This window comes from Photobacterium toruni (assembly GCF_024529955.1).
In the GTDB taxonomy this organism is placed as follows: domain Bacteria; phylum Pseudomonadota; class Gammaproteobacteria; order Enterobacterales; family Vibrionaceae; genus Photobacterium; species Photobacterium toruni.
In genome coordinates this window covers 239273-264227 of record NZ_AP024855.1, presented here as the reverse complement: position 1 = coordinate 264227, position 24955 = coordinate 239273, and the positions used below count along the sequence as shown (strand labels likewise).

26 protein-coding genes are annotated in these 24955 nt (G+C 37.3%); 17 read left to right on the top strand and 9 right to left on the bottom strand.

What is annotated here, in order from left to right; genetic code table 11:
- The first annotated feature begins 127 nt into the window (after nt 1-127).
- From OC457_RS15415 to OC457_RS15380, 8 genes are all read left to right on the top strand, one after another.
- Complete coding sequence (locus OC457_RS15415; RefSeq protein ID WP_080175243.1) at nt 128-610, top strand: DUF6933 domain-containing protein; 483 nt, start codon at nt 128-130, stop codon at nt 608-610.
- A 48-nt stretch (nt 611-658) separates the two neighbouring features.
- Complete coding sequence (locus OC457_RS15410; protein ID WP_080175242.1) at nt 659-1753, top strand: PD-(D/E)XK nuclease family protein; 1095 nt, start codon at nt 659-661, stop codon at nt 1751-1753.
- A gap of 41 nt (nt 1754-1794) precedes the next feature.
- Nucleotides 1795-5070, top strand: coding sequence for a type I restriction endonuclease subunit R (locus OC457_RS15405; RefSeq protein ID WP_080175241.1), 3276 nt, complete (start codon nt 1795-1797; stop codon nt 5068-5070).
- A complete protein-coding gene (locus OC457_RS15400; RefSeq protein WP_080175240.1) occupies nt 5070-5858 on the top strand; it encodes a M48 family metallopeptidase in 789 nt (262 codons plus the stop codon). Before OC457_RS15405 ends, OC457_RS15400 begins: the two co-directional genes overlap by 1 nt.
- Nucleotides 5859-5896: 38 nt before the next feature.
- Nucleotides 5897-6070 (top strand): hypothetical protein, encoded by a 174-nt coding sequence (locus OC457_RS15395; RefSeq protein WP_096777852.1) that lies wholly within the window; start codon nt 5897-5899, stop codon nt 6068-6070.
- Nucleotides 6071-6576: 506 nt separating this feature from the next.
- Nucleotides 6577-6858 carry a peptidylprolyl isomerase PpiC gene (gene ppiC / locus OC457_RS15390; protein WP_080175239.1) on the top strand — a complete coding sequence of 94 codons (282 nt, stop codon included), beginning with the start codon at nt 6577-6579 and terminating at the stop codon, nt 6856-6858.
- A gap of 139 nt (nt 6859-6997) precedes the next feature.
- Nucleotides 6998-7468, top strand: a complete 471-nt coding sequence (locus OC457_RS15385; RefSeq protein WP_080175238.1) for a hypothetical protein — start codon at nt 6998-7000, stop codon at nt 7466-7468.
- A 165-nt stretch (nt 7469-7633) separates the two neighbouring features.
- A complete protein-coding gene (locus OC457_RS15380) occupies nt 7634-8578 on the top strand; it encodes an IS1595-like element ISPma1 family transposase (protein WP_080176628.1) in 945 nt (314 codons plus the stop codon).
- An 11-nt stretch (nt 8579-8589) separates the two neighbouring features.
- On the opposite strand, the gene OC457_RS15375 is transcribed toward OC457_RS15380, so the two are convergent.
- A complete protein-coding gene (locus OC457_RS15375; RefSeq protein WP_159447844.1) occupies nt 8590-8757 on the bottom strand; it encodes a hypothetical protein in 168 nt (55 codons plus the stop codon).
- A 194-nt stretch (nt 8758-8951) separates the two neighbouring features.
- On the opposite strand from OC457_RS15375, the gene OC457_RS15370 reads away from it, so the two are divergent.
- On the top strand, nt 8952-9305 hold the full coding sequence (locus OC457_RS15370; RefSeq protein ID WP_080174201.1) for a hypothetical protein: 354 nt from the start codon (nt 8952-8954) through the stop codon (nt 9303-9305).
- Nucleotides 9306-9373: 68 nt separating this feature from the next.
- Here OC457_RS15370 and OC457_RS15365 read toward each other — a convergent pair whose 3' ends face one another.
- Nucleotides 9374-10480 carry a hypothetical protein gene (locus tag OC457_RS15365; protein ID WP_080174200.1) on the bottom strand — a complete coding sequence of 369 codons (1107 nt, stop codon included), beginning with the start codon at nt 10478-10480 and terminating at the stop codon, nt 9374-9376.
- Nucleotides 10481-11104: 624 nt separating this feature from the next.
- Here OC457_RS15365 and OC457_RS15360 point away from each other — a divergent pair.
- Nucleotides 11105-12304 carry an enoyl-CoA hydratase/isomerase family protein gene (locus OC457_RS15360; protein ID WP_080174199.1) on the top strand — a complete coding sequence of 400 codons (1200 nt, stop codon included), beginning with the start codon at nt 11105-11107 and terminating at the stop codon, nt 12302-12304.
- A 68-nt stretch (nt 12305-12372) separates the two neighbouring features.
- The gene (locus tag OC457_RS15355) at nt 12373-13131 is read left to right on the top strand and encodes an SDR family oxidoreductase (protein ID WP_080174198.1); all 759 of its coding nucleotides are present in this window, start codon (nt 12373-12375) and stop codon (nt 13129-13131) included.
- An 11-nt stretch (nt 13132-13142) separates the two neighbouring features.
- On the opposite strand, the gene OC457_RS15350 is transcribed toward OC457_RS15355, so the two are convergent.
- Nucleotides 13143-13250 (bottom strand): hypothetical protein, encoded by a 108-nt coding sequence (locus tag OC457_RS15350; protein ID WP_045036908.1) that lies wholly within the window; start codon nt 13248-13250, stop codon nt 13143-13145.
- Between the two features lie 175 nt (nt 13251-13425).
- Nucleotides 13426-13782 (bottom strand): YibL family ribosome-associated protein, encoded by a 357-nt coding sequence (locus tag OC457_RS15345; RefSeq protein ID WP_080174197.1) that lies wholly within the window; start codon nt 13780-13782, stop codon nt 13426-13428.
- Nucleotides 13783-13935: 153 nt separating this feature from the next.
- On the opposite strand from OC457_RS15345, the gene OC457_RS15340 reads away from it, so the two are divergent.
- From OC457_RS15340 to OC457_RS15330, 3 genes are all read left to right on the top strand, one after another.
- A complete protein-coding gene (locus OC457_RS15340) occupies nt 13936-14298 on the top strand; it encodes a hypothetical protein (RefSeq protein WP_080174196.1) in 363 nt (120 codons plus the stop codon).
- 47 nt (nt 14299-14345) lie between these two features.
- Entirely contained in the window at nt 14346-14660 is a 315-nt protein-coding gene (cutA, locus tag OC457_RS15335; protein WP_080174195.1) for a divalent-cation tolerance protein CutA, read from the top strand.
- A 184-nt stretch (nt 14661-14844) separates the two neighbouring features.
- On the top strand, nt 14845-15867 hold the full coding sequence (locus OC457_RS15330) for a methylenetetrahydrofolate reductase (protein WP_080174194.1): 1023 nt from the start codon (nt 14845-14847) through the stop codon (nt 15865-15867).
- A gap of 98 nt (nt 15868-15965) precedes the next feature.
- Here OC457_RS15330 and OC457_RS15325 read toward each other — a convergent pair whose 3' ends face one another.
- From OC457_RS15325 to msrP, 4 genes are all read right to left on the bottom strand, one after another.
- Entirely contained in the window at nt 15966-17438 is a 1473-nt protein-coding gene (locus OC457_RS15325) for a DASS family sodium-coupled anion symporter (protein ID WP_080174193.1), read from the bottom strand.
- Nucleotides 17439-17792: 354 nt separating this feature from the next.
- A complete protein-coding gene (locus OC457_RS15320; protein WP_080174192.1) occupies nt 17793-19136 on the bottom strand; it encodes an MATE family efflux transporter in 1344 nt (447 codons plus the stop codon).
- Between the two features lie 93 nt (nt 19137-19229).
- Nucleotides 19230-19862 (bottom strand): protein-methionine-sulfoxide reductase heme-binding subunit MsrQ, encoded by a 633-nt coding sequence (msrQ, locus tag OC457_RS15315; protein ID WP_080174191.1) that lies wholly within the window; start codon nt 19860-19862, stop codon nt 19230-19232.
- A complete protein-coding gene (gene msrP / locus OC457_RS15310) occupies nt 19862-20875 on the bottom strand; it encodes a protein-methionine-sulfoxide reductase catalytic subunit MsrP (protein WP_080174190.1) in 1014 nt (337 codons plus the stop codon). Before msrP ends, msrQ begins: the two co-directional genes overlap by 1 nt.
- Nucleotides 20876-21020: 145 nt before the next feature.
- Here msrP and OC457_RS15305 point away from each other — a divergent pair, with 145 nt between their 5' ends.
- The 3 genes from OC457_RS15305 (at nt 21021) to OC457_RS15295 (ending at nt 23928) form a co-directional block, all read left to right on the top strand.
- Nucleotides 21021-21503: a hypothetical protein gene (locus tag OC457_RS15305; RefSeq protein WP_080174189.1), complete on the top strand. Its 483-nt coding sequence runs from the start codon at nt 21021-21023 to the stop codon at nt 21501-21503.
- 93 nt (nt 21504-21596) lie between these two features.
- Nucleotides 21597-22730, top strand: a complete 1134-nt coding sequence (locus tag OC457_RS15300) for an acyl-CoA desaturase (protein ID WP_080174188.1) — start codon at nt 21597-21599, stop codon at nt 22728-22730.
- Nucleotides 22731-23022: 292 nt separating this feature from the next.
- A complete protein-coding gene (locus OC457_RS15295) occupies nt 23023-23928 on the top strand; it encodes a L,D-transpeptidase family protein (RefSeq protein ID WP_080174187.1) in 906 nt (301 codons plus the stop codon).
- A gap of 357 nt (nt 23929-24285) precedes the next feature.
- Here the strand turns inward: OC457_RS15295 and OC457_RS15290 are convergent, their stop codons facing one another.
- On the bottom strand, nt 24286-24549 hold the full coding sequence (locus tag OC457_RS15290; protein WP_080174186.1) for an Lpp/OprI family alanine-zipper lipoprotein: 264 nt from the start codon (nt 24547-24549) through the stop codon (nt 24286-24288).
- Between the last annotated feature and the right edge of the window lie 406 nt (nt 24550-24955).

Below are 24955 nucleotides of genomic sequence, written 5' to 3'. Positions count from 1 at the left end.
AATATGCGCATGTTTTTTCTAGTGTTTCCAAATTGTGACGCTGTGCGTCACAATTTATCTTAGCTGCACTGTCATATTTTGGGCCAAGTTGAAAGTGAACAGATTTTCCAATAAGGATCTTAAATAAATGCTTGTATTTAACTGCACTAAAGCGGCTGCAGATTTTTTCACTGTTACGCGTCAAGGCAAAAAAGGTGATATTTATCAGTTTCTAAACAATTTTGAACCGATGTTAAAAGCCTGTTTTCACACTCTAGCTAATGATAACGGTATTGATACCGTCGAGATCGAACACTGCATTGATCATTATGGCAGAGAAGTGAATAGCTGTGCGTTCCACCCTCGTAGTGATCGTAGTGTTCAAGCTCACCTTAATGACGTGCTTTGGCACCTTGAACGCCACTGCTATGAAGATGGGATGTTACTTGAAGATATTGACCTGCTTGGCTTTAACTTATTTTCAGGTCAATTCCCTCGTAATAGTAAACACAAGAAGTCGCACTTTTTCTCAAATCAAGAATTTTTGAGTCAATGGCAACAGTGGGCACAGGAAAGTCAGCCGATTGACATGAGTAATGTCATTGTGTTGAACGACTTCAAAAAGAGATAGAAAAAAGCTTGTTTCAAACTGCTATTAAAACAACGTAAAGGCTAAAGTATGGATACAAACGCATATCAGCATCTACAACGATGCATTAATGACTTCAAACAACTGCCTAAAGTCACCACTGAAACCACTATTTTCTGCATTGGTAGCCGTGGTTATTACGAAAATCCAACCACAGATATTCTGGCTTTCTTCTGCGATCCCAACGGTGAACATGGTTTAGGCTCATTGGTGCTATCAGCATTGCTAGAATCGTTATCGTTAACCGAGCTAAAAGCTGAATTAATCAGTGCGCCAGCAAGAGAAGTGGTAACACAATCAAATAGCCGTATTGATTTACTCTTGGAAAGTGATGATTGGGTTATGGTGATTGAAAATAAAATCTACCATGAACAAAATAACCCATTCGACAGCTATGAAGCGTATGTTCAACAAGGCATATTCAGAGATAAAACGCCTATCTTTGTAGTGTTGTCACCGACGGGAGATTTACCTGATGGATATCCCAAATGGTTAGGACTCTGTTACCCGACTCTTATCGAGAAACTCAAAGCGAAATTAGCCGAGCACTTTATTTCTCAGCCGTTATCAAAATGGACAGTCTTACTGCGTGATTTTCTTCTTCACTTGGAGAATATATTAATGGATTCAAAGCACTTACAAGCCAATACGGACTTTATTTTAAAAAATTACCAAGAGTTAAAACAAATCACTCAGATGAAGCAGCAAGTTTTTATACAACTTGAAGCTGATATTCAGCACCACTTAGAAACGACATTCAAACAAACTATTTTTACCAAGCCCATCAAAATATGGAACAAAGATAACAATGCGATTCGTTTTGCATTAAGTCAGTGGCTAGAACACGACGCAAATAATAAATCCGACATTGTGCTGTTTATGGATAGTCAAAGTGCCAGTGGTATGGCGATTAATTTTTATCTTTACTTCACAACCGAAGAACAAAAAGACATCGTGCTAAAAGCATTAGAACAACATCCATATCGTTATCTTGGCGTAGAAGCCGATAACTATATGTGCTTTACCTTTAACACGATTACCAGTACTGACCTCGACCATTTAAAATCAGAAGTTGAAAACAAACTCAAATTATTAAAAGAATTGGATACGTTAATTCGTCAATAACGCCAGAGCATGATCGTATTCTTTAAAATAAGAAGAACATAATGGAACACTACACTCCCAATTTCCGTGAAGAACAAAGTGCAAAAATCCCAGCACTTACCCTGCTTACCAACCTTGGTTATCAGTTCATTCCACCGAGTGAATGTATGGCGATACGTGGCAACAAAACTACCGTTATTCTGCCATCGGTATTGCGCAAGGTTCTGAGCTTTAAAACCTACTCATTCATGGGTAAAGAACGCCATTTATCAGAATCTGCCATTGATAAAATCGTGCAAGAGCTTAGTAACCCTGCAATGAATGAAGGGCTAAAAGCCGCCAATGAAAAGCTTTATAACGCGCTAACTTATGGCATTGGTGTGACTGAGTTTGTTGAAGGTAAAAAAGCCAACCCAACCATTGAGATCATTGATTGGGAAACACCTGAAAACAATCAATTTCATTTCACAGAAGAGATGGAAGTCGAGAATGCCCGTGGCACAGGTAAACGCATTCCTGATGTGGTGTGTTTTGTGAATGGCTTGCCGTGGGTAGTGATTGAGGCCAAACGCCCTGATTCATCATCCAATGGCAAACCGACGATCACCGAAGGCATTTCACAAAATATCCGTAACCAAAAAGTCGATGAAATTCCGCATCTGTTTGCTTACAGCCAATTGTTGCTATCGATTAATGGTCATGATGGTTTATATGGCACCTGCGGCACTCCTGAAAAGTTTTGGGCAAAGTGGAAAGAAGAGCAAATCACAGAAAGCACGGTTGAACGCCTGAAAAATACCTCCTTAACAGCATCACAACTGAATGCTATTTTTAGCCATCGACCATCAGCATTAAAAGATGAATATTTATCGTTAATCGCTGGCGGTGATTTGGTAGTGACCGATCAAGATCGCTTGTTGGTTTCGCTACTTCATCATGATCGTCTACTCGAAATGACGCGTCTATTTACTCTGTTTGATAAAAAAGCAGGCAAGATCGTTGCGCGTTATCAGCAAGTGTTTGGCATTAAAGCCTTAGTGGAGCGCATCACCTCTTTTGATGACAAAGGCGCACGTAATGGCGGTGTGATTTGGCATACCACAGGCTCTGGTAAATCATTCACGATGGTGTTTTTATCCAAAGCCCTTATTTGGTTAAAAGAACTCGCCAAATGTCGCGTGATTGTCGTGACCGACCGTGTGGACTTAGAAGATCAACTGGCTCGCACCTTTGCATCCGGTGGTGCTCTATCTGATAAAGATAAAACCGCAGCAATGGCAACCACAGGCAAACGCCTTGCCGAGCAAATTAGTAAAGGCAATGAGCGTATTATATTCTCGATTATCAACAAGTTTGGTACTGCAATTCACCTTCCAGAATGCTACAACGATAGCCCCGATATTATCGTACTTGTCGATGAAGGTCACCGCAGCCAAAACGGTGAAAACAATATCCGTATGCTCCAAGCCCTACCCAAAGCGGCTTATATTGGTTTTACGGGTACACCACTACTGCAAGACGATAAGACCGAGAATAAATTCGGTAAAATCATCCACTCTTACACCATGCAACAAGCGGTAGAAGATGGCACCGTTACTCCATTACTCTATGAAGAGCGTATTCCTGATCTCAGCACCAACGATAAAGCCATTGATGCATGGTTTGAACGGATCACTAAAGATTTATCTGAAAAACAACGCGCTGACTTAAAGCGTAAATTTGCTCAAAAAGGTCAGGTTTATCAAACCGAAGGTCGTTTAGAGTTAATTGCTTATGATATCTCAGATCACTTTCAGAATTTCAAAAACCAAGGCTTAAAAGGTCAATTGACGTGTGATTCTAAAGCCTCTGCCATTCGCTACAAGATGCTGTTAGATAAAATCGGTAAAGTCACCTCTGTGGTTGCGATGTCGCCGCCTGATACTCGTGAGGGACACGATAACGTTGACAGTGAAAGCACCGATATTGTGCAAAATTGGTGGAAAACCAATGTCACCGATAAAGGTTGGACGGACGAAAAAGCCTATACCAAACACATCATTCAAGAATTTGAAAAGGATGAAGGCCCCGACATTATGATCGTGGTCGATAAGCTGTTAACAGGCTTTGATGAACCCAAAAACACAGTGTTATACATCGATAAACCGTTAAAACAGCATAACCTTATTCAAGCCATTGCCCGTGTTAACCGCTTACATGCGAAAAAGCAATTTGGTTACCTGATTGATTATCGCGGCATTTTAAAAGAGCTTGATGCATCGATAGCAAACTACCAAGAGCTAGAAGAACGCATTAAAGGTGGCTTTGATATTGATGATCTTAAAGGGTTATATAACCGTATGGACACCGAGTATAAAAAACTACCGGGTTTATACGATGCATTATGGTCTATTTTTGCTGACGTAAAGAACAAGCAAGACGGTCAGGCACTGCGTCAGGTATTAGCTCCTAAAATTGATACCATTGAGGGCCAATTAACCGATACCAATCTAAAGCTACGTAATGACTTCTATGATGCGCTAACAGCTTTTGCTAACTGTTTAAAGGTGGCGTTACAGTCAGCAAATTACTTCAATGATAAGAGCTTTGATAATAAGCGTGAGTTGTATAAGAAAACCTTAAAAAGTATGTCTCAACTGCGCAAACAAGTTCGTGAAGATGCCGAAGAAACCGTTGATTACGATGAGTATGCCGACAGCATTCGTGCAATGTTAGACAAACACATTGGTGGCGTTGATATTAAAGAGCCTGAAGGTGCGTATTTGGTGGGTAACATGGGCAAAGATGCCAAGCCAGAGCAAATGACGGATGATGAAGCGAATAACAAAAAAGACGTTATCACAGGTCGTGTTACCAAGATGATTGAGCAAGACTTAGCGGATGATCCTTATGCGCAAGAGTATTTCTCTAACCTGTTAAAAAAAGCAATTGCCCAAACTAAAGAGATGTTTGATAGTCCAGTAAAACAATACCTTTTGTTCGCTGATTTCGAGCAACAGGTCAAAGATCGCGATGTGGCGGGAATGCCTAAAGATCGCTTTGCTGAACTCGACCCAAAAATCAAACGTCATGTTCAAGCATTCTATGGTTTGTTCTTAAAAGTATTAGGTGAGCCATTGCCTTTACCCGAAGAGCAATGCATTCAATATGCACTGGATATCGATACGATTGTACGCAAGGCAGTGAGTGAATATTCCATTAACCCTGCTGAGATTGAAAACCAAATTCGATTAGGTCTATTACCATTACTGTTTAATGATTTAGGGATTGATAAAGCACAAACACTGATCACGGATGTTATTCAAATCACTCGACTAGGATTAGCAGGTCACCATTAATGGCATCCATTAATAACAAGAAAGACAGCAAAGAAAATAGCATTGAGGAATACAGCTTCATCTATGGTGATGAAGCGGTTACCTACGAGGTTATTCGTAAAATCGTTGCTGAAGGTAAGAAAAAGAAGATCACTATTCGCGTTCATCCTGATTGCCGTATTGCCGTCACCGCCCCTGAAGATGCCGAGAAATCGGCTATTCACGAAGCGGTTATGCACCAAGCACGTTGGATTTGGGATGCACTGAAAGAATTTCGCTCTCATTTAGAATATGTTCAAACCAAACATTACGTTAGTGGTGAAATGCAATTCTATTTGGGTCGTCGCTATGTATTGAAGGTAGTTGAAGACCGAGAAGCCATTTCCAACGTGAAGATGGATCGAGGCAAGCTGTTGGTTACCCTTAATCGTTTTAATGATGATAAGCCCAAGCTCGTAAAAGCCTTAGTTTCAGGTTGGTATGGCGTTAAAGCAGAACGGGTTTTCCATCAACGTTTAGCTGAACTTCTGCCGCAGGCTACTTGGGTGAAAGGCATTCCGTCATTTCGTATTATGCCAATGCGCAAACAATGGGGAAGTTGTTCAGCCAAAGGGACGTTAATGCTCAACCCTCACCTGATAAAAGCACCTAAAGAGTGTATTGATTACGTAATATTACATGAGCTTTGCCACATCGCTGAATACAACCACAGTGAAAACTTCTGGCGCTTATTAACCAGCGTAATGCCCAACTGGCAAGAAGTGAAAAACAAGCTCGATGGCATGGCAGAGCTGTATTTGAATGAGTAGGATTTAAGGCATTAGATTGAGTAAAAAAGGATAACATCATGCATTGCCCCTCTTGCGAGAAACATCTTGGTTGGGATTGGATTGAAGATGAGTGTATCGAGCCTAATGAAGAGTTTGAATGTCCTCATTGTAATGAAACGTTACGCTACAAAATTGATGAAGACACGTATCTTGGTGCTCAGCATAAAACAATAGAAGTGGTGGATGATTAATATGAAAGTTAATCCGAAATATGCAATATAGGTGTGTTTTTATTCACTCAAGTATATCTCCATTCATATTGTAATACGCAAGAATGAAATATTTAGGCTTTTTACTCTAAGCAATAATTGTCCACTTTTGAGTTAGCCTCCTTGGCTGACTCATGTGATCACCAAGCGATTCTGTCGTATCTTAACTACCACTGAGGTTATTCAGGCTTCATGTATAGACTTCGCTAGTAATAATGATGAAACAAAATTACTGAAATTTTATATCACCATTGCAATGGCTTTAACATGAGAATCGAATTAGGACATCTTATGCTTTTATGTTGGGACACAATATGCTTTCACTGGGCTGTTAACTAGTTGATTATAATTAGGTTGTTAGGACACTTTATGCTTTTAGCGACAGTTGTTATAGTATAACATCGAGTGTTAGTATTTTCTGCCAACTAATGCGATAATCATCACATTAGTACGAGTGTCATTAATATAGTAATAATAGGTTTATTAGCATGGCTTCAACAGCAGCAGCACTTCATATATTAGTAAAACATAAAGAACAAGCAGATGATATTTTAGAGCAACTTAAAAAAGGGGCTAAATTTCAGGCGCTTGCTAAAAAATACTCGACGTGCCCATCAGGTAAAAGAGGTGGTGATTTAGGCGAGTTTAAAAAAGGTGCCATGGTTCCTGCATTTGATAAAGCCGTATTTAACGGTAAAGTGCTAGAGCCAATCGGTCCTGTGAAAACAAAATTTGGTTACCATATTATTAAGGTTTTATACCGTACATAGCCAATTTGATTATTGTCGATTTTTAAGAGGGCGCTGATGATTCGGCGCTTTTTTGTAGGTATTATTAGGGGATGGTTAGATTAGAGATGAAGTATTTAATCAGCCTGTTTGATGATTATATTTCTGTTTGGTTATTAAAATGAACAAAGCTCGACTTATTCGTGGAATCGTTTTTTATACACTAGCAGCAATTGTCTTTTTTAGTGCATTAGAAGCGGCAAAATTTGTTTTTTTATTGGGTTCAAGTAAAGTGCTTTACCCAATATCTATTTTTATATTTTCACTAGGATACAGTACGTTATTGTTGTTTGTATCGTATTCTTTAGGACAAAAATTGCTCTTTGAAGGGAGTCGTAGCAACAAGTTGTTTAGTATTAAAAGACAATCAATGATGTCTTTGTGCATGCTGAGTTTATTTGCGGGTTTAAGCGTTATCAATATTATTGTTTTGTCTGAGTTTTCTTCAGGTAAATTAATCTCAGCAACATTGATGCACCTTTGCACGTTGTCTTTACAATATGGGGTAACAACTTTTATCGTTACATTGATTGTTTTATTTGCTGTGATGTGGGTAAATAATCTTATGGTTGATAGAGTAAAAAATGTTTAACGCCTTCTTTTATCTATATAAAAAAGGTTGCGATGAAGTATCGCAACCTTAAACGTTATACCGCTGTTTAGCTATTGGTTATACTCATTCCTGATTACCACTATTTAACAGCCACTGTTAAATTATCTCCTATACTTTAAGATATTGAAGTATAGGAGTGACGTTATGCCTAAGAATTCAATCCAATTTCAGAAAGGCTTTTCTATACCCGAATTTATGCAAATGTATGGGACAGAAATTCAATGTAGAGAGCGTTTATTTAATATTCGATGGAAAAATGGTTACGTTTGCCCTACCTGTGCTTCTAAAAGTTATTGTGAACTTAAATCGCGGTCATTATATCAATGTAATAAGTGTCACCATCAGACATCATTGACGGCAGGTACTTTATTTTCCCATTCAAAATTACCGTTAACTACTTGGTTTTTAGCTATTTATCTCATCACACAAGATAAAAACAGTATTTCAGCATTAGAGCTAAAGCGTAAATTAGGGGTTTCTTATAACGCAGCATGGCGAATAAAACATAAGCTCATGCAAGTGATGAAAGAGCATGATGATAATCGAAAGTTAGGCAATATCGTGCAATTGGATGATGCATATATTGGAGGTAAACAAAAAGGAAAGCGAGGACGTGGTGCCAAAGGTAAAACACCTTTTGTATCAGCGATCTCTTTGAATGAAGAAGGTCATCCTATTTATATGCGGCTAAGTGTTGTTTCTTGTTTTAAAAAACAAGAAATTACAGATTGGGCTAAAAAGCATTTACAAGAAAAAACGTTAGTCATATCAGATGGTTTACCCTGTTTTAATGGTCTGTTAGCAGCAGATATTATTCATGGTTCATTACCAAAAAATGGTAAAGAACTTCACCAATATGAAGCTGCATTTTATTGGGTCGATACCATGATTGGTAACGTTAAAAATTCGATAAAAGGGACATATCACGCAATTAGAGAAAAGCATATTCCTCGTTATCTTGGTGAATTCTGTTTTCGATTTAATTATCGGTTTCGAGTTGAAGATATATTCAATACGCTAATTAAATGTGGTGCAAAATCACCACCGATGCCAGAGAAATTATTAACGCTGGCTGAGTCTCGGTGGTAATCAGGTACTCATTAGTAAGGTAATTCATCCGCTTTATCTAGCTCGTTGTAAACATCCATAAATAGCTTCGCAAAATAAATTTCAGTCCAGTTACACTGTATTGGTGGGCAGCCGTGATACCAGCTATTACCAATTTGCTCATCAAGGTATAAAGCACACGCATTTATGTGGCAGAGCATCAAATTCTAATTGAGTCGTTGGTACATAGGTATTTGGTGTAAATTCTAGAGTGTCTAATTTATCAAACGTTACACTTTCAAGAATTGAAGGGTATAATTGTGATTAAGAATTAATTAATTGCATTAATATTCCATTAAGGGATGTTGGTGTATGATGGATGAATATAGCTAAAATTTATTTGTAAGGTAAAAATATGCGTTATTCATGGGCAATCGTTGGTGTTGTTGCACTTTTATCAGGATGTAGTACATCAACTTTAACATCAACATCTGCTGTAACGGCAACATCTACCGCCAAAGATATCTCTACTCAAGCAGCCAAAACGCTGACATTAAACCAACAATTTGTTCAACATGGCTATGATGATGGTTGTAAAGATGCGCTGAATAATCAATGGCAGCCATCAAAAACAATCCTAGAAGACATGAAAGGGGTTGAAAAAATGCAGTATGTAGAAGGTTGGAAGCAAGGTTATAAACGTTGTGTTATCGGCTTAGGGCCTGTTGTGATTAACGATACAATGCCAATTTTACATCAGAAAAAATAGCTAGAATAGATATGATGGCACCTTTAGCGTTAACTATTTTTATAGTCTATTTTTAAAGGTGCTATTTTTTATTGGTGGGTGGTAGTGCGTTGTTTTACTGGTTTTGGAATATAACGGCCGAGTTCGTCAATTTTACGATTTTTAGAAAAGAACATTTCCAGTTCTATCATAATGCCAAGATTGGCGTGATAATTGTAATCTCGTGGAAACTCTAGTTGTGGTCTAGCCGCAAGATAAAGCCAGTGTTTATATACGCGACGTTTCCATTCAGCAGAAACCCAATAGTTAGTAATTTCTTCTATTTCATTAGTATCTGCGCTTATTCCCATTGAGTATTCAAACAAATCTTTTTGTGTCGCTCGTTGATAAATATTAAATTGTTGTACGAGCTCCCATTTATCGTCATCTTGTAAATATTGCGCACTGGTTGTTGTTCTAAAGATGTTTTTTTGATCAGCGGTGAGAGCATAGAAGCCACTGACTTGAGTAAGTGCACCTAATCCTTTTGAGTGGTAATAAAACAATTCTTGATCAAATTGAGTCGTCCATTTTTCATTGATATTATCGACACGAGAGATTCGAGCTTTAGTAAATGGATCAAGAGGCAGTTTGATTTTAATACCAATATCAAAATCAGATGTCCAGTTACCAAATTCTGCATCTTGCAGCCTAAATCCTCCAATAGTGTTGCCTGTTTGAGTTTTACTTCCCGACGCAATACCACGTTGCTTACTTTCTAGACTATCATAATCACTTGGCTCTGAATCTAGGATCAGTTTCCAATCACGTTTAACGTGTGGCAAATCAAGCTTAAAGTAGACTTTGAAATCATTTTCTAATTTACCTCGGTGTGAATAGATAGATCGATTACGAATACGAAGATAACTACGGTTCGTCAATTTCGCTTCATTTTCATCTTTCGTTAAACTCTGATCAATATATTCACCAACATCATGGATCGAGTCAGTCATTGATTGTTGTGAATTATCAACCCATTGCTTCATTTTATGCGGGGTGCTGTTAGGTGCTGCTTGTGTCGTTAAATTAGTGACAGTGTCGCTTTTTTTTTGTGTATTTTGATCGAGCGAAGCTGCACTAATTGTCGTTGCATAGAACAAACAAAATGACAATGGTAGAGATAGATGAGAAATAATCACGTGAGTGAGAGTTTTCAATGGGAGCCATATCCTTGCTTTTTTGTCGTAGAATTTTCATTCTTATACGTATTACGACAACTATACTGATTAAAAGGTTAGCTATTAGTAAATATAGTGTAAGAATAATATTATTACGGAAGATTGTTAACTAATATGGTTGTAAATGTGTGGTTATTGTTTGTTTTTGATAGGTTAATACAATAAATGCTATTCGGCAATTACTTATCAATATTATGCTGAACGTTTTTTAGAGGTTTATTTATATGGATTATATGGATAGTTTAACTCTTAAAATAATCAAACAATCGTTTATCTACAATGGAAGCGTTTATCGTCATTATTACTAATACGACAGTTAATTATTTAGGTCTGATGGATAAAAATATTATGAGGGTATTAATAAACATGTAGTGCGCTAACGGATACGTGAAAAATTATTATTGAATGTTGTGACTGAAATTGAAACATACGCCATAAGAATCACTGATTGTCATCTTTTTATACGGTGGTTATTTCGCGTAAGTATGTGCTTCAATAAAACTGAAAACTCTGTTTTCACCACAATTTCTTAACTATCAGTCAATCAAAGGCTATAAATAGCATATTATTGCTAATTGTATGGATCATTGAAGAGGTTTAGGGATGACTGGAACAGTAAATATATCTGAAATTCGATGTGGCAGTGGTCATGCGATTGGCGTATTAGAATTAGACAATACATCATCATTAAATGCATTAACACTGACAATGCTTCGGACCATTCAACAACAATTATTACATTGGCAGTATGATGAAAATATTATCAGTGTGATAATTCAAGCTGTTGGTGATAAAGCATTTTGTTCAGGCGCTGATATTCGAGCACTTTATTACGCGCTTGAAAATGATCCCGCTTTAACTGTTGTAGATCAAGTGTCTATACCAACAGTTGATGATTATATTCATCTTGCTAGCAATGATAACAGCTATTTAGCAAAACCATTTTTGATTGATTATTTTACTGTTGAATATAGCTGTGATTACCTGATTCATAGTTACCCTAAGCCGATTATTGCTTGGGGGAAAGGCTTAGTAATGGGGGGCGGATTGGGACTTTTTATTGGTGCCAGTCATCGCGTTGTTACACCGTCAGCGTCACTTGCTATGTCGGAAATAAATATTGGTTTATACCCAGATGTAGGCGCAACGTGGTTTTTAAATCAGTTGCCTGCTGGAATAGGGTTATTCTTAGGTCTAACTGGCGCTAATGTTAATGCGAGTGATGCGCTTGATTTAGCAATGGCAGATCACCTCATTATTGACAAAGATCGTGAGCGTTTGATTAAACAGTTGAAGCATTATCCGTGGCAAAATGTAGCGGAAAATCAAACAGCAGCGGTTATAACAGAAATATTAACTGAGATAGCAACAGATTCAGAACGCCAGCGTCCAGCAAGCCAAATGATCCCTTATTTTCCGCAAATTCAAGCGGCATGTGTGGCACCAACGCTTGATATTGTTTACCAACAAATTAAGGCTATTGATGGGCTTGGATGTTGGCTTGAAAACGCGAAACAAACACTTGCTAATGGCAGTCCATTATCGGCCAATATTTGTTTCCATCAAATGCAGTATTACCAACAAGCAAGTTTAGCTGAGTGCTTTAAGATGGAGTTATCACTGTCTGTTCGATGTGGTTTGGTCGGTGAATTTAAAGAAGGCGTAAGAGCGCGACTCATTGATAAAGACGCTCAGCCTCAGTGGTTATATAAGACGATTTCAACCGTAGATACACGTTTAGTTGATAGTCTATTTATACCCTTATGGCAACAACAAGCAAATCCATTAGCTGATTTAATGTAATGATTTGAATTATTATATTAATCAGTTTCTTTTGATATATGTATAAACAGGTTTAGGAGCGAATTAACGTGGACATTGAGAATAGTGTTATTGTCATAACTGGTGCAGGCCAAGGGCTTGGACAAATGATGGCAGTGACGCTTGCACAGATGGGGGCACAGCTCGCTTTAATTGATGTGAATGCAATAGGGTTAAGACAAACGCAAGATCAATGCCATATGCTAAATAGCCTGGCGCGTATTTATGAGGCAGATATCACTGATGAAGATCAGGTAGAACAAGCCTTTATACATATAATGGAAGATTTTGAACATATTGATACGTTAATTAATAATGCGGGTATTCTTGATGATGGTCTGTTGATACAAAAAACGCAGACTGGCATTAAAAAAATGTCACTAAAGCAATTTCAAACCGTAATGGATGTGAATGTTGCTGGTACATTCTTATGCGGCAGAGAAGCGGCCAAGTGGATGATTGAAAATGAAACCAAAGGCGTTATTATCAATATCTCAAGTGCTGCACGTGCAGGAAATATTGGTCAGACAAATTATGCAGCTTCAAAAGCAGCAGTGACAACTATGGCTGTTGGTTGGGCGCGTGAGCTGGGACAATATGGTATTCGTGTTGCGGCGATTGCTCCAGGTCTTATTGATACACCAATGGCTGCCCAAATTAATGATGACGCCATTGAAAGAATGTTAGCGATGGTGCCATTAGCGCGTATCGGTGAGCCAACAGAAATTGCCCATTCGGTGAGATTCATTATTGAAAATGACTATTTCACCGGCAGGGTGCTTGAAATTGATGGTGGTTTACGGTTGTAATCAATGTTTGATTAAAAGTGGTTGTACAGTGCAACTAATGCTAAAACACCACCAACGACAAACATAATCATCGATAAACCAAACGCGAATTTTGCCATATAAGGCATTAATTTTTCCATTGGAAAGTCCAAATAGCGATGAGATGAAGGAATATATTCTACCTCAGTTTGTATATTAATGGGTGTTAATATTGAGGTATGACTGTATTTTCGATATAAAAAAAGATCGTCAACTGACGATCTTTTTATGCCAATTAGGCTGTATTTGTTTATCAGTTATATTGATAAACAGATATTAGAATGCTTTTGGAGCAAAACCTGTAACAGCTTTAATACCCATGCTACGGCCAAGTGCAGTCATAGGGTGAACAACGACAAGGTCTTTTACTGATTTTTTCAGTTTACCCATATCGGCTTGTTCTGCTTTCGTTAATACACGGTTAAAAGCTAGAGACTTAACATCTTTACTTTTGCCACTTACTTCTGATGACTTACGGTGTTTAACGTTTTGCACTTTTTTGTTAAGGCTAAGAAGCTCATCTTTAAACTGCTTGATGATAACTTTATCATCACGTTGAATAGCAGCAGCAAGTTTACGCTGGCACTTGTCCATACGGTTGTTAAGATTTTGAAGCTCTTCGTTTAAATTCATTTCATTACCTTTGTATTTACACTCGCAATACACTAAATCGTAGTGTTTACGATGAATAGGTATTGAGTTGGCGCTAGTATACATTATATTTCTGATAACTGGATCGCTATCCTACAACTATTTTTGCTTAAATTTGCATTTTTATGGAGTTCTATGCCTCTTTCACTCTTTAGATATATTGCTGCCATTGATTGTCATCAGCAAAGTGGAATCGTAGATACGAGTATTCGTCATTGGAAAAGCACTGATTGTTCTTATTCTGATGATGAAATTAATGTCATTCGGTATGAAATAGAGTATGTGTTTGATACTGATGTACAAATTATGTATACCATTGAATATGATGACAGTGTTATCGCTGCTAATACTTGTCCTGAATGCTGGATCCATTATCAAGTTATTGTCGATCCTTTACACGCGATTAAACCATCAAAGAAATCATTTTATAACCGCTGCCAGCAGCAATATTGGCTAAAAAACATGGCGATGATCAGCCCTGATAACATTCATTACTAATGTTTTATTATTAATTTAATACGCGAGTTTTTAAGAAGGAATAAAAAATGACAGATTATTGTGTCATTGTTACTACATTTTCAGATGATGAAAATGGTCAAATAATCATTAATGCCTTACTTGAACAACGTTTAGCAGCTTGTATTCAAGTTATGCCGATTAAGAGTTATTACCATTGGAAGCAGAAGATTAACTGCGATCAAGAGCAGCAAATAATTATTAAGACGAAAACGAAATTATTTGAGCAAGTAAAAGCGTTAATCGAACAATATCACCGTTATGAAACCCCTGAAATTATCCAATTACCAATAACTAATGGTTCAGTTGACTACTTATCATGGATAGATCAGAGCTGTGTGTGATTTATATGATTGAAAATAAAATGGATATATTTTGATTTATGGGAAGTGATTAGGTACAAAGGAAACAAGGATGTTAACTATAGTGCAACATAATATCGCTATAGTTAAAGAATATTTGTCATCATCGGGGCAATGATTTATGGCTAAATTTAAGACCGATGACAATACATGGAAGTGATTATTAATGGTAAATCAAACGCTAGCAACACATACAGAATCTGAACTACGGGTACGTTATAACGATATTACGCGTGGTGTTTATTTTATTGGGACAACCCCCCCAAAAACGAATACGCCTTTAACTGAAGTTGAAGGTATTGCCGATCGATTAGTGGATCGTATTAAAGATCTCGCGATTGATGGTTTGATTGTGTATGACATTCAAGATGAAGTTTCACGGACAAAAAAACCACGTCCATTTCCATTTAAATCGACGCATGATCCTCGTTATTATTCATCGTTATTGAATAAGAAAACTGGGCGTCCAGTAATTACTTATAAAAGTGTCGTCCAATCAGAAACAGATGCTTTTGATGAGTGGCTTAATGAAGCGTGGCATGAATATCAAGTACGTGACATTGTTCTGGTGGGAAGTCCATCGGCAAAAAATGAAGTATCGTTACCGTTATCTACGGCATATCAAGCATTGGCAGAGCATCAAAACAACTTTTTTACTGGCGGCATTATGATTGCTGAACGCCATGCTAAAAAAGGGAATGAACACGCGCGTCTCATTGAAAAATACCAGCAAGGGTGTAATTTTTTTATCTCTCAAGCTATTTATGATACTCAGGCAACGATTGATATTTTGACTCGCTATGCAATTGAATGTAAGCAAGATGGCATTAAACCTCAGCGTATCTTATTAACATTTTCACCATGTGGTAGTGCTAAGACATTAGAATTTATTGAATGGCTGGGTGTCAGTGTGCCAGAAGCAACCAGTTTACGTATTCTAAATGCGACGAATCCATTACATGAATCGATTAAAATGTGCTGCAATAGTCTTAATCAAATCTTAGATGCCGTGGTTGAATATGATTTACCATTGGGACTTAATATTGAAAGCTTAACTAATCGTAAAGAAGAAATTGATGGGTCTATTTTATTATATAAATTACTACGTGCATCAATGGACAGTCATTTAGCTAAACATGAGTTTCGAACCTTACAAGCTAAAGTGAGTACAGCAATCGCATCTATCTAGTTATAAAAATGCAAGCAAGAATAAGCCCATACTTGTTTAACAATAGTATGGGCTTTTGTATGAGGGCGTTCGTATATTTAGATAACAGTATTAATTGGCTACATTAGTCCTAGAATCGACCACCAAATAATACCTGATGTCATAAATATAACGGCACCACCACCAGAGATAATTAAACCAATCTTCATCCACTGTTTATCGTTATGGTATTGATAGCCCATTAATAATGGATTACGTGCATGGCTATAAGTTGTTAGGTTACAACCTATATTGGTTATTCCTGCTACGGCCAATATTGAGATTAAAGGATTAACGCCTAAAGCCATTAAGGAGCCAATAATCACAGGACCTAAAGCCACTACTTTTGCTGTACCAGACGCAAAAAAGTAGGCGGTTACAAGGTAGAAAACCATCATGACAATTAAAATCAGTGTTGGACTAGCATGACCCATATATTGGCTGATTAAATCAGAAACTCCGTGACCGACCCAAGCGGTGAAACCGAGTTTTTTTAGTTGGCTTGCCATTCCCATTAATACTGCAAACCAAACCAGTGTATCCCACGCTCCTTTTTCTGATTTAACATCATTCCAATTTAAAACACCTAAAATGAGTAGGGCAGATAAACCAATAAATGCAGAAGTGGTTGAATGTAGATGTAATGCTTGTCCACCGACCCACATAATAATTAATGCAATAAAGACCGCGATTAATTTCCATTCAGCAATACTAACAGGGCCTAAATGCAGTAACGCTTGTTTTGCATAAGCTGGCGCTTGTGGTGTCTGCTTTGTTTCTGGATTAATAAATTTAAACAAAATAAACGGAATCGTTAACAGTAAAATGGCTGCGGGCAGTAATAAATACAATGCCCAATGACTAAAGGTCATGTTAATGCCAGCAACAGAGGCCGCTATTCCGACTAAAGCAAGGTTACCCGCAAAGCCTGTTTGAAAACCAACGGCTGATGCGTCGTTCATCGCGCTTACTGAAGAAATGAGGTATTGACCCAATTTGCGATCATCTTTGTTAATAGCTTTTGCCAGTGAATCTGCAATAGGTGAGATAATTGCTGAACGCGCAGTATTACTTGGTGTCGCGGGAGCGATAAGAAAATCGGCGACACCTAAACAATAAGCAATGCGTAAAGATGACTGACCAAACCAACTCAGCAAGATAAGTGCAATACGTCGTCCTAAGCCTGTTTTAGCAAAGGCACGCGCAATCATAAAGGCAATGACGATCAACCAAATAAGCACATTATTAAAATTGCTGGTGGCAGCCATAATTGCAGCTTTGGCAGAGGTCTCACCACCGGCATGCAAAACGGCATAGGCAGAAACGGCGATAACAGCAACGGCGCCGGTAGGTAAGACGTTAGCAACGATAGCAACAATAGTGGCAATAAAAATAATAGCAGTATGAAAGGCTGCAATATTTAATTCAGACGGTATATCGATGTAATGCCAGCAGAGAGTGCTGAGCAACACAATAATGATGGCTGGAATGATTTTAATGGCAAAGAAAGGCTCTGGTGGTGGTAATGATTCTTTAGTGGTAGTTGTCGTCATGATCTTCTAGTTATGTTGTTGTGTATGCCTGTATGGTATATATGATTTTGATAATTCCTACTTAAATACGTTATTTATATCGATTTTAATATTTAAAAGAATATTATTTATTCAAGATAGATTGTTTTTTATGCAATTAATGGACTAAAAGGACGATGGTGTTTAGTGGCAGATAAATCGAAAGGGAAAGGAAGACGCCACTCTACTTGGTATAAAGTGGCGTTAGATCATAAACAAAACTAGGTAGTCATACTATTTTGTTTTCTTTCTTTATGGTGATATTAGGGTAAATACCACTATGAGTAAAATGAATGGTTTTCATCTTATTAATGTGTTTATTGCATAGTGTGTTATTTAGTCATTGATTATTGATAGCTTTTTTAGTCTAAATACCATCCATAACGTAAGTAATGCACTACAAAAAGGTAGTGCAAGCCAAACGCCAGTCACACCAAAGCTATGTGCAAGTACAAAAATAACAATAGATATTAAAAGAAGTTTTCCACCCGTTAATAGTGAGGCTTCTTTGGGCATATTAATCGCCTGAAAGTAGGTTGCTCCGACGAGTAATATCCCTTCAAAAGGCAGTCCCCAAAAATAGAGCGACATGCCTTTTAGTGCTTCAGGCTGAAGCAATGGGTTATTACCTGCAAACATGTATACCACGCTATCTGGAATGCTATATAAAATAATCACACCAATAGCAGCGATTAATAAGGTAATCGTAAAGGCAAGGTTGCGAATTTTAATCACGCGATCTTTAAGACCTGCGCCAGTATTAAAACTGATAAGTGGCTGCGTACCTAAAGCAATCCCTTCAAAAATTAAATAGAAGAAGGCTTCCGTGTAGCTGACGATACTATAAGCTGCGACATGAATAGGTTTGCCTACTAATAAAAATGCTTTGCTGTGGAGTATCAATACCACAGATAGATACATGTACATTAATAAACTGGATGTACCTAATTTGAGTATTTGTAATACAGTATCAAGGTTTATTTTAAGGCTATCCCAGCCGACACGTAATTGTGTTTTGTCGGTGAAAAAATGGTGTAAACATAAAATACAAGTAACAGCTTGTGACAGCATCGTCGCAATAGCAGCACCAGTTAATCCCCAAGGAATCACGACAATAAATAACCAATCAAGCAAGATATTTAATACGCCACCTAAGATCATGATCAGTGTGACACGATTGGGCTGACCATCGTTACGCAATAATGCGGAAAAAGCCATTGAAACAATAGCGAACCCACCCATGATGAAATACCAAAATAGATAGTCTGTTGCCATTGATAAAATATGATTTTTAGCCCCAATCCAAATGAGAATATCTTGACCAAATATCAGCCCTAACGAACAGAAAATAATGGCTGCGCTAATACATAGTGTTAGTGCATTACCAACAATATGACGCGCTTGCTGAGTATTATCCTCTCCCATTTTAATTGAGACTAATGCCGATGCGCCCATACCAATCATGGCTCCAAGGGCATAAAGAATAGAACCTATAGGGTAGCCGAGCATGATTGCAGCAAGGCCATCTTCCCCGATAAAATGCCCAACAAACATGCCATCAACCGCAACATAGATACCAGTGATAAGCATGGCTGCGATGGTTGGTAAGGTGTAACGCCAAAAAAGGCGAAATATTGAATCATCACGTAAAGATAATGGCTGGGGTGTTGATATTGTCATTGGACAGCTTCCATGCGAACCGCGGATATGAATGTAAAAAATTGTCGCTATTGTCTGTGGCTTAATGGGGTTAGTCAATCCAACCAACTGTATTTATGCGTTAGGATCACGTGGTTTCGATAATATTTTTTGTTTACGGCAATACAGCAAAAACGCACAAATGAATAAGTAAATCGATGGTTCAATAAGTCCCGACTTTACTGACCAATAATAGTGAATTGGGCTTAATATTAGAGCCAGATATACCCAATTATGTAGTTGTTGCCAATGCTTGCCTAAACGACGCTGCATTGATTGTGTTGAAGTAAGCGTTAATAACAATAAGATAATCCAGCTAACGGCACCAATCGCAAGATAAGGGCGTTTTATTATTTCACTGCCTAATAAATGCCAATCAAAATTTAAATCTAGAGCAAGGTAGGCACTAAGATGGAGTGCGGCCCAAAAGAAGCTGTATACACCTAATAATCGTCTTAGACGTATCAGCCCGCCTTGTTTATAGCGTTTTGCTAGTGGTGACAGCAATAATGTTAATATCAAGGTATTTAATGCTGCTTTGCCGGTAAAATGTTCAATCCCTTTAATGGGATCAGCACCAAACCCACCGTTGATCGTGTTATAAGCCAATATCGCAACAAAGAATAATGTCACCATATGGATGATAACTTTTAGCATTAAGATACGAGAGGGGGTAAGGCGATACTTTTGAACATAATGAGTGAGCATTAATAGTTCCTTTTTAAGTCCACACCTTTGTATAACGCTGCTACTTCTTCAGCATAGCCATTAAACAGTAATGTGGGTTGGCGACGACTGCTAAAGACATTTCCCTCACCGATAAAACGTTCACTCGCTTGACTCCAGCGAGGGTGATCAACGCTAGGATTAACATTAGCATAAAATCCATATTCGCTCGGTGCTAAACGATTCCAAGTCGTTGGCGGTTGTTTATCAGTAAGATGGATACGCACAATCGATTTAATACTTTTAAAGCCATACTTCCATGGTACAACAAGCCGCAAGGGAGCCCCATTTTGTGGAGCGAGTGTTTTGCCATATAATCCTACCGAGATCATTGTCAGTGGATGCATGGCTTCATCAATGCGTAAGCCTTCTACATAAGGGTATTCAATACCGCCACCAAGACGAGATGATGCTTGTCCCGGCATTTGTTTGGGATCATATAAAGTTTCAAAGGCAACGTATTTTGCTTGTTGTTGTGGATCGGCTTTCTTGATGATGTCGCGTAGGCTAAAGCCTATCCAAGGAATATTCATTGACCATGCTTCAACACAGCGTAAGCGGTATATGCGCTCTTCTAAGGTAAACTGGTTAAATAGGTCATCATAATCGAGAGTGAATGGATTATTTACCATTCCATCAATAGTGACTTTCCAAGGATCCGTAATAAATTTTTCAGCTCGTATCGCTGGTGATGATTTATCCGTACCAAACTCATAGAAATTATTATAATGAAGAATTTTATCTTCTGGAGTGAGGGATAATGTCTGATTTGATAATGATGAAGGGGTTCCTGTTAACTGTCGGCGATGATCAATTGCTGGCTCTTCTGAAGATGAGATAAAATCAAACAAACCAGCATGAGCATTGGTTGATAGTGGTAATCCAACCGCCGCAATACCCAGTTTTTTTAAAATAGAACGCCGTTGATGATAGACACCTTCTGGTGTGACTTGATTTTCTGTTAATGCCCAACGAGGACGCACTTTTATTTGCATAAGCAGCCTACTGATAATATTAAAAATGATAATTATTGTTATTTGAGTAGACCGTAATCAAATAATAAAAATTTCAAAAATAGTTGGTTTTTATTAGTGATTAGAAAAACAGTAAATAAAACAAGTCAATAAAAAAGGAATACTTATGAGTGAAATCAATAACTTTAATGCTAACTTTGAGTTGCAACATATTTATTTAGAAGTCTATTCTGAACGCTATAGCCATTTACGTACGTTTTTAGAGTCATATTATTGTTATCAACATGGATTGGTGACAAAGCAAGGTAAACCTGATTGGATACAGATCTTTACTATAGGTAAGCGAACTGTTGCAGCGCATCATATTCAGGAACGAAAATTGCTTGTAAGAGAGATGATGATGCCGTTATCGGTGATCACGGGGTATTTAAAAGCATTAGTACGTGATGATGAAGCAACGATTGAGAATATTCAGGCTGTTATTGATGACCATCTTGAATACGTGCTCATGACAAGAGCGGAATACAATGCGTTAGTGCAAGCTGGATTAAAAGAGGCAATGCCAGCAAGTTACTATCAACCATTACATGATGATTATCATTGCATAAATGCGCGTTTTGATGCGGCTGGAATCACATTATTGAAGTAGTGATCGTGTTGAGTGGTAGAGGTTAGTTGAATCACCGTAAGTGCTCCGTATAATCTAGCTTACATGTGTACGCTGAAAATAAGGTGAAAAAGGATGATACCTCAACAGCAAAAACCACCCATTATTTGGTTAAATGTAACGTTATTTACGCTGACATTTGCTATTGCAGTTATTGGTGTTCCGCTATATTTTTATTTCTATACACTCGATTTCACGCTTATTTTTATGACTATAATGGCATTTTGCTATTGTGGTCTGTCCATTACTGCTGGATATCATCGCTTGTGGGCACATCAAAGTTATCAAGCTAATCGCTTTTTACGAGTAATTTTTGCCCTTGGCGGTGCATTTGCGTTGCAAAATAGTATTCTGCATTGGTGTTCTGATCATCGAATACATCATCGCTATGTTGATAATAACCTCAAAGATCCCTACTCAGCTAAAATGGGCTTTTTTTATAGCCATATTGGTTGGATGCTGCGACGCTATCAAGCGAGTCGTTATCATGATTATTCAAATTGTGCAGATTTACAGCAAGATCCTATCGTAGTTTGGCAACATAAATATTATTTGATTTTAGCTGCAATTATGAATATTGGAGTGCCGATCACGATAGGATGGGTATTCGGTAATATGTGGGGTGCATTATTATTTGTTGGTGTATTACGGTTAGTGTTGAGCCACCATACAACCTTTTTTATTAATTCATTGGCACATAAATGGGGATCTCAACCCTATACCGATCGGAATAGTGCCCGTGATAATGGACTGATTGCATGGCTAACATTTGGTGAAGGATACCATAATTACCATCATATTTTTGAAAACGATTATCGTAATGGTATTCGCTGGTGGCAGTTTGATCCAACCAAATGGCTAATAAAAAGTTGTTCGTGGCTAGGGTGGACAACAGATTTAAAAGTTATATCTGCAGATAGGATTGAAAAAACGCGGGCAAAAATGGAATTTACGCGGTTGGAATATCAATTGAAAACGTTACCTAATAACGGCGCACGTTTACTGCAGTTGCAATATGAATATGAAGCGTTAATCAGCAAGATATCAGATTATTATCAAGTAAAAAAACGCCTGATAGATTTACGACAAAAAAAACTAGCAAATGATTATGAGAATTTTGAATTTATGCAGCAGTATGAGTCGATTAAGCATAAATTAAAACAACAACGGCGTGATTGGAAATATTTAGTCCAACAATATACTGTTTAATAGTAGAAATGCAGTATAGAGCTGTTAGATCTGACTAAGATTTAACAGCTCTTTTTTGTGATCCGTTATAATTACTGTAGCGTCACATGAATGCTTGATAAGAATATTTTGGTGATGTGATTGTAGAGACACTGTTACCGATAAGCTAGTAGATTAAAATGATATCAAGTAGTATGGCATCAAAGCTTAAAAGCACATGTAATAATTAAAGATAATTATTGTATGCTAATTAATTACAGTATTTTACATTCATGATCGAATTGTTTGTGAAATCTTAACTGGAGATATTGTCGTGTACCGCGCATTACTTTTGTCACTCACATGTTTAGCCTCATCTGCAGCGCATGCAATTGAATATAAACTACCTACCGATGGTAGTAATATTGTTGGTACAGCAGAATATTATGAAGTAAAGCAAGGAGATAGTCTTGCTGATATAGCTAATAAGTATAACGTGGGTTTTCTTGGAATGATGGCGGCAAACAAAGACGTTGATCCTTTTTTGCCACAACCTGGAAAATTATTACAAATACCCACTCAAGTCGTATTACCTGATGTGGCTCATAAAGGCATTGTGGTTAACCTCGCTGAATTACGCCTTTACTATTTTCCTAAAGATGATGCATCTATTGTTTATATTTTTCCTATTGGTATTGGTCGCGTTGGACGTGAAACACCCAGCATGACGACATCGATTAGTGAAAAAGTAAAAAATCCAACATGGACACCGCCAGCATCGATTCGTAAAGAACATGCCGCAAAAGGAGATATATTACCCGCAGTTGTACCTGCTGGACCTGATAATCCATTGGGTGATTATAAAATGCGATTGGCTTATGGGCATGGCGAATATCTCATTCATGGCACTAATAAAGACTTTGGTATTGGTATGCGAGTTAGTGGCGGTTGTATTCGTATGAACCCATGGGATGTGGAGTGGTTATTCCCACATGTTGCTCTTGGTACTCAAGTTCAGATTATTAATCAGCCCGTTAAAACATCACGAGATTCTGATGGAGAGTTAATTGTTGAGGTTCATTCACCATTATCAAAAAATGAAGCTCAGATGGGGGTTAAAAAAAGTGTTGATGCACCAGAAGTATTATTAAATGATGTCGCAGGTGATACGAAAGCAACGCAACGATTATATTCTGAATTAGATAAACAATCAGGTATTCCTGTTATATTGAAATCATAATCAAAAGGTTAACTTATATAAACGAGATATGATTATCTCGTTTTTTTTTAGGTAAATATACGTCTAATTGTAATTAGACTAACCATAATAAGTTTTCAACCTAAATTAATAATCTCTGTCATCATTCCCTGTCGTGGATGTTGTGAGGGCGATAAAAATCTAATGCTTTTGTGAAATAATCACTTAATTAATGCGATTAATTTCACATTGATAAAAATATTATTATTGTGAGCCGTGACTTGGTTTTATTTAAAGTAGTCTATCTTATACGATGGATGAATTTTAATAATATATTAATATAAATAAAAAGAGACGGCATAGGCCATCTCTTTAGGTATTTTACAACTTAAGTATTAATTACTTAGTGTATGAACCAGCAATATTATCAATACGCTTATTAGCACGCATTGCTTCTTGGTATGCTGCGTCAGATGCTGCGCGAGAATCGTTTACTGCGCCTACGATTTGGTCTTGTTGACCTTGTAGAGCACTAACTTGAGAAGACAATGTGTCAACTTTGTTAGTTAGTTGCTGCATTTGACTTACTTCATCAGAGCTAGAACAACCTACAAGTGAAGCACTTAGTAAAACACCAGCTAAGATAGATACAGTACGTTTCATTTTTATATAATCTCCATATTGATTTAGCCACTACAACTGTTAAATAAAGTTTGAGTTGGCAAATTCATTATGGCATAACTTATTATAATTGCTCATTAAATTTTTTAAGCTAAGAAAAAAAAATCCGATATAGCTCTCGTTTTTGAATAAAAAAAGTACATATTTAACCATTTTTTTGCATTTATATTTAAATCAATTTAAGCATAAGTCCGCTTAATATAAGGAGTTACAAGTAATTTCTTGTTTTTAATAATAGTAAAAGTCAGCAGAATGTAAAATTTTGCCAATACTCAAATAAATAACACAATAGATTAAAAAATAAGCAAAAAAGCGATAATAAAAACAGGGATTATTTATATTATGTTATTTAAAAAGTAGATTATTCAGTGTAAAGCAACATGGATGT

Coding starts and splice junctions, on each gene's coding strand:
- OC457_RS15305 (WP_080174189.1), top strand. CDS start 21,021: ATGAGTGAAATCAATAACTTTAATGCTAACTTTGAGTTGCAACATATT.
- OC457_RS15320 (WP_080174192.1), bottom strand. CDS start 19,136: ATGACAATATCAACACCCCAGCCATTATCTTTACGTGATGATTCAATA.
- OC457_RS15400 (WP_080175240.1), top strand. CDS start 5,070: ATGGCATCCATTAATAACAAGAAAGACAGCAAAGAAAATAGCATTGAG.
- OC457_RS15345 (WP_080174197.1), bottom strand. CDS start 13,782: ATGAATTTAAACGAAGAGCTTCAAAATCTTAACAACCGTATGGACAAG.
- OC457_RS15350 (WP_045036908.1), bottom strand. CDS start 13,250: ATGGAAAAATTAATGCCTTATATGGCAAAATTCGCGTTTGGTTTATCG.
- OC457_RS15415 (WP_080175243.1), top strand. CDS start 128: ATGCTTGTATTTAACTGCACTAAAGCGGCTGCAGATTTTTTCACTGTT.
- OC457_RS15300 (WP_080174188.1), top strand. CDS start 21,597: ATGATACCTCAACAGCAAAAACCACCCATTATTTGGTTAAATGTAACG.
- cutA (WP_080174195.1), top strand. CDS start 14,346: ATGACAGATTATTGTGTCATTGTTACTACATTTTCAGATGATGAAAAT.
- OC457_RS15325 (WP_080174193.1), bottom strand. CDS start 17,438: ATGACGACAACTACCACTAAAGAATCATTACCACCACCAGAGCCTTTC.
- OC457_RS15340 (WP_080174196.1), top strand. CDS start 13,936: ATGCCTCTTTCACTCTTTAGATATATTGCTGCCATTGATTGTCATCAG.
- OC457_RS15380 (WP_080176628.1), top strand. CDS start 7,634: ATGCCTAAGAATTCAATCCAATTTCAGAAAGGCTTTTCTATACCCGAA.
- OC457_RS15405 (WP_080175241.1), top strand. CDS start 1,795: ATGGAACACTACACTCCCAATTTCCGTGAAGAACAAAGTGCAAAAATC.
- ppiC (WP_080175239.1), top strand. CDS start 6,577: ATGGCTTCAACAGCAGCAGCACTTCATATATTAGTAAAACATAAAGAA.
- OC457_RS15360 (WP_080174199.1), top strand. CDS start 11,105: ATGACTGGAACAGTAAATATATCTGAAATTCGATGTGGCAGTGGTCAT.
- OC457_RS15395 (WP_096777852.1), top strand. CDS start 5,897: ATGCATTGCCCCTCTTGCGAGAAACATCTTGGTTGGGATTGGATTGAA.
- OC457_RS15410 (WP_080175242.1), top strand. CDS start 659: ATGGATACAAACGCATATCAGCATCTACAACGATGCATTAATGACTTC.
- OC457_RS15375 (WP_159447844.1), bottom strand. CDS start 8,757: ATGCTCTGCCACATAAATGCGTGTGCTTTATACCTTGATGAGCAAATT.
- OC457_RS15370 (WP_080174201.1), top strand. CDS start 8,952: ATGCGTTATTCATGGGCAATCGTTGGTGTTGTTGCACTTTTATCAGGA.
- msrP (WP_080174190.1), bottom strand. CDS start 20,875: ATGCAAATAAAAGTGCGTCCTCGTTGGGCATTAACAGAAAATCAAGTC.
- OC457_RS15385 (WP_080175238.1), top strand. CDS start 6,998: ATGAACAAAGCTCGACTTATTCGTGGAATCGTTTTTTATACACTAGCA.
- msrQ (WP_080174191.1), bottom strand. CDS start 19,862: ATGCTCACTCATTATGTTCAAAAGTATCGCCTTACCCCCTCTCGTATC.
- OC457_RS15290 (WP_080174186.1), bottom strand. CDS start 24,549: ATGAAACGTACTGTATCTATCTTAGCTGGTGTTTTACTAAGTGCTTCA.
- OC457_RS15330 (WP_080174194.1), top strand. CDS start 14,845: ATGGTAAATCAAACGCTAGCAACACATACAGAATCTGAACTACGGGTA.